Origin of the sequence: Geobacillus sp. CX412 (genome assembly GCF_027942335.1) — a bacterium.
GTDB classification, from domain to species: Bacteria; Bacillota; Bacilli; order Bacillales; family Anoxybacillaceae; genus Parageobacillus_B; species Parageobacillus_B toebii.
This window is the reverse complement of sequence record NZ_CP103461.1, coordinates 2,970,844-2,982,589: the sequence shown is the minus strand read 5'-3', so window position 1 is coordinate 2,982,589 and position 11,746 is coordinate 2,970,844. Positions and strand designations below refer to the sequence as shown.

The window sequence follows — 11,746 nt, the reverse complement described above, 5'->3', positions numbered from 1 at the left end:
GTCGTGTTTTACGTATCGATCTTTTTTCAGTATATGGCGCAATACATGAAAACAAAGTTGCAATATCGCGCTGATTTGCTTGTCGAGTTCATTTCTGATTTGATGTCGCAGGCGGTCAATCTTGTTTTTCTTCTTGTTGTGTTTGGACATACGACGTTATTGCACGGCTGGACGCGCGAGGAAATTTTGTTTATTTACGGCTTTTTCTTAGTGCCATATGCGGTGTTCGGAGCGTTTTTTAACATTTGGGATTTTAACGAGCGCTATATTGTGCGTGGAGAAATGGACCGTGTGTTGACGCGTCCGGTTCACAGCTTATTTCAAATTATTCTCGAACGCATGGAGTTAGAGTCGCTTCTTGGCGGAGTGACAGGCATGATCATTATGGTGTATGCAGGTGCGCGCTTGCATCTTTCGTTGCATTGGTATGATATTTTTATGTTTATTTTGCTTGTACTAGGTGGGGCGCTTATTTACGCGGGAGTATTTGTGTCATTGGCGACGATTAGTTTTTGGGCCGATGCTCGTACATCGATTATTCCGATGATGTACAACATCAGCAACTATGGGCGCTATCCGATTGATATTTACCACCGCATCATCCGCTATATTTTAACGTGGATTCTGCCGTTTGCGTTCGTTGGCGTGTATCCGGCGTCTTATTTTCTCGGCAAAAAAGAGTGGTACGGATATGCGTTTTTTACTCCAGTCATGGGAATCATCTTTTTTACGATTGCCGTGTTTTTGTGGAACGCAGGGGTAAAACGATATCGAGGTGCAGGGAATTAAAAAGAGGGAGAATCCGAAAGGAAGTAAAAATTCCTTAAAGGGGTTGCCCTCTTATTTTTTTTATGAAAATGAGTATATACAGACCATTTTTTTCGTTTATTGGATTGCTTGCAGGAACTGAATGTAGTGATACAAAAATACTGTTGTGCGGCCAAAATGTTAACAAAAAAGACAAATTTCTCTTACTAGTTGATACTTGATAAAGTTTGTGAAACAATGCACAATATATTTGTGAATAATTTCACAAACTAATTTTGGGAAAGGATGACAGACAACTATGAAAAGACAATGCATGAATCGAGTGGCACTTATAGGAACAGGATTCGTTGGGGCCAGCTATGCATTTGCCCTTATGAATCAAGGAATCGCGGATGAATTAGTGTTGATTGATGTGAATAAAGAGAAGGCAGCGGGCGACGTGATGGACTTAAATCATGGAAAAGTATTCGCGCCGAAGCCAATGAATATATGGCATGGAGATTATCAAGATTGCCGAGATGCCGATTTGGTGGTTATTTGTGCAGGTGCTAACCAAAAGCCAGGGGAAACAAGGCTCGATCTTGTTGACAAAAACATGAATATCTTTAAAACGATTGTCGATTCTGTGATGAGATCAGGGTTTGATGGAATCTTTCTTGTCGCGACGAATCCAGTAGATATCTTAACGTATGCTACTTGGAAATTCAGCGGGTTACCGAAAGAACGGGTGATAGGCTCGGGAACGATTCTGGATACGGCAAGATTCCGCTTTTTGCTAAGCGAATACTTTCAAGTAGCTCCGACTAATGTACACGCGTATATTATCGGAGAGCATGGGGATACAGAATTGCCTGTTTGGAGCCATGCGGAAATTGGAAGTGTTCCAATCGAACAAATATTGTCGCAAAACGATCGCTATAGAAAAGAGGATTTAGAAAATATCTTCGTCAATGTTCGTGATGCGGCATATCAAGTTATTGAGAAAAAAGGCGCAACTTATTACGGCATTGCGATGGGACTCGTCCGCATTACACGTGCTATTTTGCACAATGAAAATGCTATTTTAACCGTTTCTGCTTATCTAGATGGTCAATATAATGAGCAAAACGTTTATATTGGTGTACCTGCTATTATCAACCGAAACGGTATTCGCGAGGTAATGGAATTGAAGTTAAATGAAACAGAACAACAGCAATTTCATCATAGCGTAACTGTATTAAAAGACATTCTTTCACGTTATTTTAATGATGTAAAGTAATAAAATACTGACTTAGAATAATAACAAGGTGAGCAACATGTGGATACAACATTACAATTCTTTCGATAATACGTATCTTTCTGCACTCATTGCGGCGCTTCCAATTGTTTTATTTTTATCATGTTTAACCGTGTTTAAAATGAAGGGAATAAAAGCCGCTTTTCTCACTCTTTGTTTTGGATTAGTGACAGCTGTTTTGTTTTTTCATATGCCGATTTCAAAGGCGATTGCTGCTTCCATCTATGGAATCGCAAACGGTTTATGGCCTATTGGCTATATTGTGATCATGGCTGTCTGGCTATATAAAATCGCTGTGAAAACAGGGAAGTTTGATATGATCCGTGGGAGTATCGCAAACATTTCTGAGGATCAGCGGCTTCAATTGTTGCTCATCGGTTTTAGTTTTAACGCATTTTTAGAAGGAGCTGCGGGATTCGGCGTTCCGATTGCCATTTCGGCTGCTTTACTTTCGGAATTAGGATTTCATCCATTAAAAGCCGCCGCTCTTTGTTTAATTGCCAATGCTGCATCTGGCGCGTTTGGAGCGATTGGGATTCCGGTTATTGTCGGAGCACAAATGGGAGATTTAACTCCGATTGAGCTATCTCGTACACTTGCTTGGATTTTGCCATTGATCACGTTTTTCGTTCCGTTCTTATTAGTGTTTATTTTAGATAAATGGAAAGGCGTTAAAGAAACATTGCCTGCTCTTTTAGTGGTAAGCGGAAGTTATACCATTGTGCAAACATTGACAATCATTGTGCTCGGTCCGGAATTGGCCAACATTTTAGCGGCGCTTGTCAGTATGGGGGCATTAACTATTTTCTTAAGAAAATGGCAGCCGTCACATATATATCGAGTAAATCAGGATGAAGAAGCTGTAGAAAAATCTAAATACAGTTTGAAAGAAATCATCAGTGCGTGGTCTCCTTTTTATATTTTAACGTTAATCGTTATTATCTGGAGTCTGCCGGGTTTTAAAGCACTGTTTGCTGAAGGTGGAGCGCTGCATAAAACTACGCTTTTGTTTAAAGTGCCATTTTGCATGGGGAAGTCGTAAAAACTCCTCCGGTGGCACCGGCACAGGCTGCATTAGATGCTATATTTAAGCTGGATCTTGTATCCGCAACAGGTACAGCGATTTTATTAGCGGTGCTGTTGACAGTGATGTTCAGCAAAAATATTACGTTCGCTGAGGGAATACAAAGTTTAAAAGAAACATGTAAAGAACTTTCGATTCCTGTATTGACTATTTGTTTTATCATGGGGTTTGCCAACTTAGCCAACTATGCGGGTTTATCCTCTACGATTGGTTTGGCATTAGCGAAGACAGGGGATGTATTTCCGTTCGTTTCCCCGTTATTAGGATGGCTCGGTGTGTTTATTACAGGATCTGTCGTAAGCAACAATGCTTTATTTGGCCATTTACAAGTGGTTACAGGAACGCAAATAGGGACAAGCTCTTCGTTATTGCTTGCTGCCAATACTAGCGGGGGAGTGATGGGAAAACTCATCTCTCCGCAATCCATCGCCATTGCAACTGCTGCAGTGCAAGAAACTGGAAGAGAATCTAACTTGTTTAAAATGACGATTTATTATAGCTTGATCCTGCTGTTGTTTGTGGGAGTATGGACATACGTTCTTTCGATCATAGGAATGTAGATAATTATAGCTTGTTATTAAGTTAAGCACGGTGTATAGATAAAAAAGATATATTCTGCGGCCTTTTTCCGAATCTATGTACTGGGAAAAGGCCGCATTTAATTTACATTACTTGCTCCACCTTTTTCGTGTAAAGCGAACGAATCAAGAAATAGTAACCAAGTTGAACAACGAAAAAGATGATAATGACAAGCGCGCTCGTTTTGACGACGGAGCCGGAGACCATGTTTTGCAGCATTTTAAAGGCAAAGCCGGCATGGACGGTGGCAACGACAAACGGAATGAAAAAGAGAATCCCTACTTGCTTTGCCGCAATTTGCTTCATTTCTTTCCATGTCAAACCGAGTTTGGATAGCGCTTCGTATTGCTTGCTGTCCTGTTCCAAATCGTTATAAAGCTTAAAATATAAAATGCTGTCAGCAGCTAAAAAGAAGAGGACACTGACGAAAAAACCAATAAAGAGCATTAAGGAGAAAACTTGTTTCATTCGGTTAAAGAATTCTAAACGATTGGTCAAATCGACATCATCTTTTTGAATCAAGCGGTTCAGTTTTTTGATTACTGATGTTTTTACTTCCCAATTTTTATATGATATACCAGCATAATATTGAATCGTTTCTTCTGCCGCGAGACGATGAAATTTATCATATAAATGATCAGGAACAACTAACATATATCCGATAACCCCCGAAGGATTGATGACTGGCTGGGGAATCGATTTAGCCAATGGAACCACCATCGTCTCATTACTATTTTTTATGGCAATCGCAATTTGTTTTCCTTTAATAGGTTCGTACCCTTGGTCAGGGGTAGGTTGCATATAGGCAGCTGTATTTGCTGGTAGCGATATATGCGGCTGACCAGCCAAATCCGCGAATCGATTGTAATCTGTTACACGCATAAGAACAAGATGTTGCATTACATGATCGTTAGGTTTCTTTGGATTATACGCCCGGATGAAAGCGGCCTTATGACTAGTGAAAGAAATATGCTCATCATGTAAAGCATTTTTTAGTATTTGCAATTTGTTTTCGAAAGCTTTTGGCTCTTTTTTTGATATAAGGGCAATCGCGTGCGGGAACCGCGCTTCTGCTTCTGCTTTTTTGCCAAAATAAAGGTTGGCAAGCACCCCGGTAGAAGTAAAGGTCACCGCCGTTAAAATCGTCACCATGCTTAAAATTCTCGCGTTATCTTTCAGTTTATATGTTAGTTCTGCGGCGGTAATTAAGTTTGTGCCGCGATAATAGGAGTGCTTTTGCTTTTTATAGTATCGCAAAAGCCCAATGCTCGATTGCGTATATAGAAAGTACGTTCCAATAATGACGAGCAGTAGAATTGGAAGGACGCGTTTCATCATTTGCATGATGTTGGAGGTATAGGCTAAATAGTATCCAATCGCCAAGCAGATAACCGCAAGCATCGAAAGCCAGAGCGAGTAGACAGGCGGTTTTTTCGGCTTTTTCGCCGACATTAATAAATCAATAATTTGCGAAGAACGGATCGTGATGAGCGTCATGATCGTAATTGCCTCAAATGTCACCAGAAACACGATGGCGGTAGTGGCGACCGCTTTCCAAGCAATATAGTAAGATAGCGGCGATGGCAAGTCTAACATAACAGAAAACATCATGAAAAAGATTTTTGTCAATAAGGCGCCAAACACCATTCCTGTTGCAATCGAAAGAAGGGCGATAATTGAGTTTTCGATTACGATTAATTTATTCAGCTGGCCGCGCGTAATACCGAGCAACGTCAGCAAGCCAAAATCTTTTTTACGCAATTTTAAAAACGAGCTTGTCGAATAAAAAATGAAAAATACAGAAAAAAGAAAGACGATGACCTCAGCGGCAAAGATTCCTCTTCTTACTGAGGGACGAATCGTTCCATTCACTACATCAGGATGAAAAATAAATGCAGCGTACATAAAAAAGACAGTGACGGCGAAAGTGCTGCTCAAAAAGTAGGCGGCATATCGGCTAAAGTTACGTCTCACATTATGAAGGGCGAATTGTCGAAATGTCATTGACGTTCCCTCCTAATAGTGACAGCATGTCCAGAATATCTTGAAAAAACGCCTGACGGTTATGTCCTCTGCGTATCTCTGTGAACCATTTGCCGTCTTTGATGAAAATAATGCGCTCACAATAGCTCGCTGCAAAAGGATCATGCGTAACCATCATGATGGAAACGTTCTTTTCCTGATGCAATGCTGTTAATGTTTCCATCACATCTTTTGAAGATTTTGAGTCCAGATTCCCGGTCGGCTCATCGGCAAAAATGAGCAGCGGTTCATGAATAATCGCCCGTGCAATTGCAGCGCGCTGCTGCTGTCCGCCTGAGACTTCATATGTCCGCTTATCGAGAATCCCTTCAATACCTAAAGTGGAAGCCACTGTTTGCAATCGTTGTTCCATTTCTTTAACGGGAATTTTGTCCAATGTGAGTGGAAGAATGATATTTTCTCCGATGGTTAACGTGTCTAGCAAGTTGAAGTCTTGGAATACAAAGCCGAGTTTTCGTCTGCGAAACAAAGCAAGCTCTTTTTTCGAAAGCTGCGATAGATTTTTCCCCTCTACCAACACTTCTCCCGTAGTCGGCTGGTCGATGGTTGCCAAAATATTAAGCAAGGTTGTTTTTCCGCTTCCGGATGGCCCCATGACTCCGACAAATTCCCCTTTTTCAATCGATAAACTGAAATTATCTAACGCCCGGTGCGCGGCCGATTGGCTAGAACGATATATTTTCGTAATCGAGTTTGCTTGCAGGATCGTCATAAAAAAAATCCTCCCTTATGTTCTTCTACTGTCGATTATACGGAGGGAGAACATGTGAACATATCGATTTTTCTTACAATGTCTGCTTGTTTTCTTACATTTTTGTCACATTGTAAAAAGTGATCGTGACGGTTGTTCCTTTTCCTTCTTCAGCAGAAATGGTAATTCCGTGGCCAAGATGGTCAACAATTTGTTTGACAAGGTATAACCCCATTCCAGTGGATTCGCGAAACCTACGCCCATTCATACCAGTGAAAAAAGGTTCAAATACGCGTCCGATATCTTGTTTTGGAATGCCGACTCCAAAATCTTGAACGGACAAAAACACTTCGTTTTCACGTTGAACAGCAGAAAGCACGATTTGGTTGCTGACGTTTTTTGAATATTTGATGGCATTGATGACGATTTGGCTAAGAGCGAACTGAAACCATTTTGATCCGTTTCTACGAAAATCGTTTCGGGAATTTCCACGATGGGGTGAATGCGATTGCGAATAAAAGAGCGTTTGTAATGTTGAATGACATGGTTGACCATTGTTTTTAGCGGCAGCCGCTTTACATGAAAATCATGAGAAAAACGTTTTATTCGTTCCGAATACAGGGCCAGCTCCAATCCATGTTGCAGTCGTTCGAGTTCTTCGCGCATGCTATTCACAAATTCTCGGTCGAATTGGTCTTGAATGTCAAAGTTTTGCAAAAGTAAATCCATGACAGAAACCGGTGTTTTCATCTGATGTACCCATTGGTTCATAAATAATGATGCATCGTCCATTTCTTTATGCAATGCTTGCAGTTCTTTTGTGTAATAACGATACTGCGAGTGGAGGAGTTTTTGAAAAGCATGCAGTAACGGAGACCCGCTAAAAGGGTGAGTGCTCATGTCTAACTGCCGCAAGTTGGACGATAAAAAACGATATGCATGGGATTGCCGCCAATAACGCCATGTTAAAAACATCACGATGCACACAAGGCTGATAACAAAAAGATAAACAAACATGCCAAAAGATGGATGGAAAGATTGTTCGAGCATATATAAATACACAATCGATAACAAAAGTACAGCATGAAGAAGATGAAAGACGGTCAGCGGGATATGCTCGCGCAAAAACAATTTCATTATGAATCCCTCCATGTCTCGACCAATTTATAACCGACACCGCGAACCGTTTCAATTGCTTGTTCGATTCCAATTTGCTGCAGTTTTTGCGAACGCGTGTAATATTGACGGATAGTGTATTATCATCGACAAATTCCGTATCATCCCACAATGACTCGAGTAGTTCTTCGCGAGATACAATTTTTCCAGATTTTTTCGCCAATCGTTCTAATAAAGTAAACTCCTTTTTTGTAAGCTCGATCGTTTTCTCTTTCCATTGAACCATATGTCGATCATATAACAGGTACAATCCTGATACTTCATATACATGGGGCTCTGCAGGAGCGGCGTAAGGACCGTATGTTCGCCGCAGTAAACTTTTGATTTTTGCCATGACCAGATCGAAATTAAATGGCTTGGTAATATAATCATCCCCACCGTTTTCAATGGCCATAATTTGGTTCATTTCATGACTGCGTGCGGAGATAAAAATAATGGGGCAAAGGGAAATCGTGCGGATTTGCCGACACCAATAAAAACCGTCAAATCGAGGCAGATTAATGTCGAGCAGTACAAGATGAGGGCGACATTTTATAAATTCCTTTTTTATGTCGTCAAACTGTTCTGCAATATGTGCGCGATATTCATATTTCTCAATATGATTTTTCAGCATGGAAGCGATTTTATCATCATCTTCGACAATCAAAATCGTATGCATTTTTTTCTCCCTCTCCATATCTTTCTTCCCGTACCATATTTTATTATATCGAATCCACTTATATAATGAATAATCAACTTTCTGTCTTCGTATATATGGTTATGGACAAGTATGAGGTGAGGGCGATGGAGTACGCGTTCGTTGGAATTGTAGCGACGGTGTTGATTGGAAGCATTACGTCTATTTGGACGACAAGTGTAAAAGCAACTCGTCGCATTTCCTTAGAAAATTTATTTGTCCTTATTCAATGGTATATCACGATGATGCTAGGTTTTGGGCTTATATATATGGTGCTTCAGATGAATGGGCATCACGTGTTTACCCCGTCTGCGAATAGAACGGCTAATGAATGTTTTTCTATACTTCAAGATAGTCTTTATTTAAGCGGGATCACGTTATTGTCAGTTGGATATGGGGACGTTACACCAATGGGGATTGGAAGATGGATTGCCATCATTGAAGCTTTATTGGGTTATATTATGCCTGCTGTACTTGTTGCTCGAACAATGCTTGACTGGGATGAGCGGTAATCGTTGCAATTTATTGTATCTTTCGCTACCCTAAAAACGAAAGAATAAGACAGTGGAGGGAAAACGATGTCTTTGCAAATCGGGCAACTAGCACCGGATTTCACATTGCCGGCAAGCAATGGGGAAATAGTTTCCCTTTCTGATTTTCGCGGGAAACATGTCGTATTATATTTTTATCCGAAAGATATGACGCCAGGATGTACGACAGAAGCGTGTGATTTTCGCGATCATTATGAAAAGTTTACAGAGACAAATACAGTTATTTTAGGAGTAAGTACGGATTCTGTAGAGCGCCATAAAAAATTTATTGAGAAATATCAATTGCCTTTTTTATTGCTCTCCGATGAAGAACATAAAGTAGCAGAAATGTATGGTGTTTGGAAGTTAAAGAAAAATTTTGGGAAAGAATATATGGGGATCGAGCGCTCGACGTTTGTGATTGATCGGGACGGAAGATTGGTAAAGGAATGGAGAGGAGTTAAAGTAAAAGGACATGTAGAAGAAGCGTTAGAATATATTTTAGAAAATTTAACGTAATTTTCCTTATATCTAGGTAAAAGTCCATGCGAAAAAGCCGATAATGCGTATGATGGATAGTAACCTCCTCAAATGAATGAAAGAGCGATATTGGTGCGGAACAACCTTCCGCACATTTTTTTTGCTAAAAAATGTGGCAAGTTCATATATTAATGATACGAATATTGACAAATAGCATAAAATACTTGTAGACTAATTATAAAAATTATAAAATAATAATTCTTTTTATTTTTTAAAGGAAGCGAGGTGCATGACGGTGTCTGATAATCAGCAGTTAAAAGAAGCGCTTGATACGTTAAAGCAGACGGGAATACGCATCACTCCGCAACGTCATGCGATATTGGAATATTTAATTAATTCGATGTCACACCCGACAGCAGATGAAATATATAAAGCGCTGGAAGGAAAATTTCCAAACATGAGCGTAGCAACCGTCTATAACAATTTGCGCGTTTTTAAAGAGGTCGGATTAGTGAAAGAGTTAACATATGGTGATGCATCAAGCCGCTTTGATTTTGTTACATCCAATCATTACCACGTTATTTGCGAACAATGTGGCAAGATTGTCGATTTTCACTATCCAGCATTAGATGAGGTAGAAGAGCTTGCTGCTCATATAACAGGGTTTAAAGTAGATCATCACCGTATGGAAATTTACGGAACATGTCCTGACTGTCAAGAAAAGACACGCCAACAACATTAAAAAGCTGATAGCGGGGTGGGAATGCTATCAGCTTTTTCTCTTTTTTCGGTTATATTTTTCGTCAAACTCTTTTCCTTCTAACTCTGGATCTAATGTCAACGGCTCATTGCAAAACATACATAAATCTACCTTGCCAAGCATTTTTGTTATTTTGCCACAAGATGGACATACGACTTTCACTGCTCTTGTTGATAATGTTCCAATCCAAAAATAAACAACGGTGCTTGCGATGATGAAAAGAAGGCCTAAAATCATAAACAGTGTCATAACAAAAGGAGATGTACGGAAAAATATCCCTATATACATAACAATAAAGCCGACAAAAATTAAGCTCAAGGCAAATGTGCGAATTTTGTTGATTTTGCTCGAATATTTGATACCCATTTATTGTCCCTCCTATACATAACACTATATCATAAAGTGGTGAAAAATGTGTCGCTATCTTCGGGAAGTTTAGAAACGACAAAGAGGATTTTTTGTTTTTTTGTCGAATAACCATGACATCATGAAGGAGATGGAGGAAACGATAATGGAGGATTTAATTCGTCCCATCTACCAAGAATGGGCCAGTCATCGTAATACATTAGGGATTTTGATGATTGAAAAGAAAGCGAACAATTCTGCTGTGACAGACACCTTTCATATCGTTTTATTGGTAGTTACTACTAATATGGCTCCGCCTATATTTGTGAAACATTATGTATCAGGAGAAGAAAAAGCGGCGTTATATGTGGTCGATGAAACAAAATTAAATGAATGGCTTCTTCTTGGTTCCCATCGAAAGATTATTGATTGGATATTCAATGGGAAAATTTTATTTGACCGTAATGATTATATATATCAGCTCCGAAATCGTATGAAAGAATTCCCCGGAAGAGATGCGGCAATTAAAAATGGGGATAGAATTTGCCAAATTAATTCGCAGATATATGGACGGAAAGGCATTTTTTGAGGCAGATCAACTGTTGGATGCGTATAATCATGTTATTCATGCATTGCATCATCTAGCGCGATTAGCTGTCATCGAACAAGGATTTTATCCCGAAGTCACTGTATGGAACCAAATAAAACAAATGGATGCGCAAATTTATAAGTTGTATGAAGAACTTGTCAGCAGTGAGGAGCCGTTGCAGAAACGGCTGGAGCTTTTATTTTTGACAAGTGAATTTTTAATCCATTCGCGAATCCCATCAGGAGCTGCCCATTTGTTTAAAGTTTTAAGGGAAAAAGAGGGAGCATGGAGCATTGCGGAAATTATGCAGCATCCAGAGCTTTCATCGTATTCCGTAGATCTTATCATCATGCTGGAATATTTAGTAGAGAAAAAGGTCTTGTTTGTAGAAGAAGTGCCAACAAAAAGTCGCCATATATATCATCGTTACTATTCATTGCAAAATAAAGAACAGTAGTAGAATTTTTGTTTTATCGCACCTGCGATTTTATTTTGTCTGTTTGTTCGGGCTGCGCTTTTATTTTTTAGAATATAGCAATTCTGTTTGTAACATTTTCCCGAGAATCCTCCTTTCCTCTCGAAGTAAAGGAAGGTGAGGGATCGGGAGTTTTTTAATTCCTAAAAATATCTACTTGTGTAAGCAAGAAGTAGTAGAACGGTTCGCCCGCCCCATCGGTGTGGTGTCGACGTTGCTTACAGAATCTATCGAGAAGGCTTCCAATGTAGGTGGAAGGAGATTGCCTTCTTCT

Annotated in this window: 9 protein-coding genes and 3 pseudogenes; 7 read left to right on the top strand and 5 right to left on the bottom strand. The window is 39.8% G+C overall.

The window, feature by feature from the left end; genetic code table 11:
• The first annotated feature begins 3 nt into the window (after positions 1 to 3).
• The 3 genes and pseudogenes from NXM86_RS15630 to NXM86_RS15620 all read left to right on the top strand — a co-directional run bounded on the left by NXM86_RS15630 (position 4) and on the right by NXM86_RS15620 (position 3,688).
• Positions 4 to 789 (top strand): ABC transporter permease, encoded by a 786-nt coding sequence (locus NXM86_RS15630; RefSeq protein ID WP_498958254.1) that lies wholly within the window; start codon positions 4 to 6, stop codon positions 787 to 789.
• Between the two features lie 277 nt (positions 790 to 1,066).
• Positions 1,067 to 2,026: an L-lactate dehydrogenase gene (locus tag NXM86_RS15625; RefSeq protein ID WP_498958253.1), complete on the top strand. Its 960-nt coding sequence runs from the start codon at positions 1,067 to 1,069 to the stop codon at positions 2,024 to 2,026.
• A 37-nt stretch (positions 2,027 to 2,063) separates the two neighbouring features.
• Positions 2,064 to 3,688: pseudogene (locus NXM86_RS15620) on the top strand (L-lactate permease).
• 103 nt (positions 3,689 to 3,791) lie between these two features.
• Here the strand turns inward: NXM86_RS15620 and NXM86_RS15615 are convergent.
• From NXM86_RS15615 to NXM86_RS15600, 4 genes and pseudogenes are all read right to left on the bottom strand, one after another.
• Positions 3,792 to 5,711, bottom strand: a complete 1,920-nt coding sequence (locus tag NXM86_RS15615) for an FtsX-like permease family protein (RefSeq protein WP_089096851.1) — start codon at positions 5,709 to 5,711, stop codon at positions 3,792 to 3,794.
• Positions 5,683 to 6,462 (bottom strand): ABC transporter ATP-binding protein, encoded by a 780-nt coding sequence (locus tag NXM86_RS15610; RefSeq protein ID WP_012749214.1) that lies wholly within the window; start codon positions 6,460 to 6,462, stop codon positions 5,683 to 5,685. Before NXM86_RS15610 ends, NXM86_RS15615 begins: the two co-directional genes overlap by 29 nt.
• Before the next feature lie 94 nt (positions 6,463 to 6,556).
• The gene (locus NXM86_RS15605) at positions 6,557 to 6,853 is read right to left on the bottom strand and encodes an ATP-binding protein (protein WP_498959052.1); all 297 of its coding nucleotides are present in this window, start codon (positions 6,851 to 6,853) and stop codon (positions 6,557 to 6,559) included.
• 724 nt (positions 6,854 to 7,577) lie between these two features.
• Positions 7,578 to 8,275, bottom strand: a pseudogene (locus NXM86_RS15600) (response regulator transcription factor).
• Positions 8,276 to 8,400: 125 nt separating this feature from the next.
• On the opposite strand from NXM86_RS15600, the gene NXM86_RS15595 reads away from it, so the two are divergent.
• From NXM86_RS15595 to perR, 3 genes are all read left to right on the top strand, one after another.
• A complete protein-coding gene (locus NXM86_RS15595) occupies positions 8,401 to 8,805 on the top strand; it encodes a potassium channel family protein (protein ID WP_121910034.1) in 405 nt (134 codons plus the stop codon).
• Between the two features lie 66 nt (positions 8,806 to 8,871).
• Positions 8,872 to 9,342 (top strand): thioredoxin-dependent thiol peroxidase, encoded by a 471-nt coding sequence (gene bcp / locus NXM86_RS15590; RefSeq protein WP_012749218.1) that lies wholly within the window; start codon positions 8,872 to 8,874, stop codon positions 9,340 to 9,342.
• A gap of 250 nt (positions 9,343 to 9,592) precedes the next feature.
• Positions 9,593 to 10,045: a peroxide-responsive transcriptional repressor PerR gene (perR, locus tag NXM86_RS15585; RefSeq protein WP_012749219.1), complete on the top strand. Its 453-nt coding sequence runs from the start codon at positions 9,593 to 9,595 to the stop codon at positions 10,043 to 10,045.
• 27 nt (positions 10,046 to 10,072) lie between these two features.
• On the opposite strand, the gene NXM86_RS15580 is transcribed toward perR, so the two are convergent.
• Entirely contained in the window at positions 10,073 to 10,429 is a 357-nt protein-coding gene (locus NXM86_RS15580) for a YgzB family protein (protein ID WP_012749220.1), read from the bottom strand.
• A 145-nt stretch (positions 10,430 to 10,574) separates the two neighbouring features.
• On the opposite strand from NXM86_RS15580, the pseudogene NXM86_RS15575 reads away from it, so the two are divergent.
• Positions 10,575 to 11,454, top strand: a pseudogene (locus tag NXM86_RS15575) (nucleotidyltransferase-like protein).
• Positions 11,455 to 11,746: the final 292 nt, after the last annotated feature.

Excerpts from the sequence above, each read along its gene's own strand:
- NXM86_RS15625 (WP_498958253.1), top strand. The coding sequence starts at position 1,067 with ATGAAAAGACAATGCATGAATCGAGTGGCACTTATAGGAACAGGATTC.
- NXM86_RS15615 (WP_089096851.1), bottom strand. The coding sequence starts at position 5,711 with ATGACATTTCGACAATTCGCCCTTCATAATGTGAGACGTAACTTTAGC.
- NXM86_RS15610 (WP_012749214.1), bottom strand. The coding sequence starts at position 6,462 with ATGACGATCCTGCAAGCAAACTCGATTACGAAAATATATCGTTCTAGC.
- NXM86_RS15595 (WP_121910034.1), top strand. The coding sequence starts at position 8,401 with ATGGAGTACGCGTTCGTTGGAATTGTAGCGACGGTGTTGATTGGAAGC.
- bcp (WP_012749218.1), top strand. The coding sequence starts at position 8,872 with ATGTCTTTGCAAATCGGGCAACTAGCACCGGATTTCACATTGCCGGCA.
- perR (WP_012749219.1), top strand. The coding sequence starts at position 9,593 with ATGACGGTGTCTGATAATCAGCAGTTAAAAGAAGCGCTTGATACGTTA.
- NXM86_RS15580 (WP_012749220.1), bottom strand. The coding sequence starts at position 10,429 with ATGGGTATCAAATATTCGAGCAAAATCAACAAAATTCGCACATTTGCC.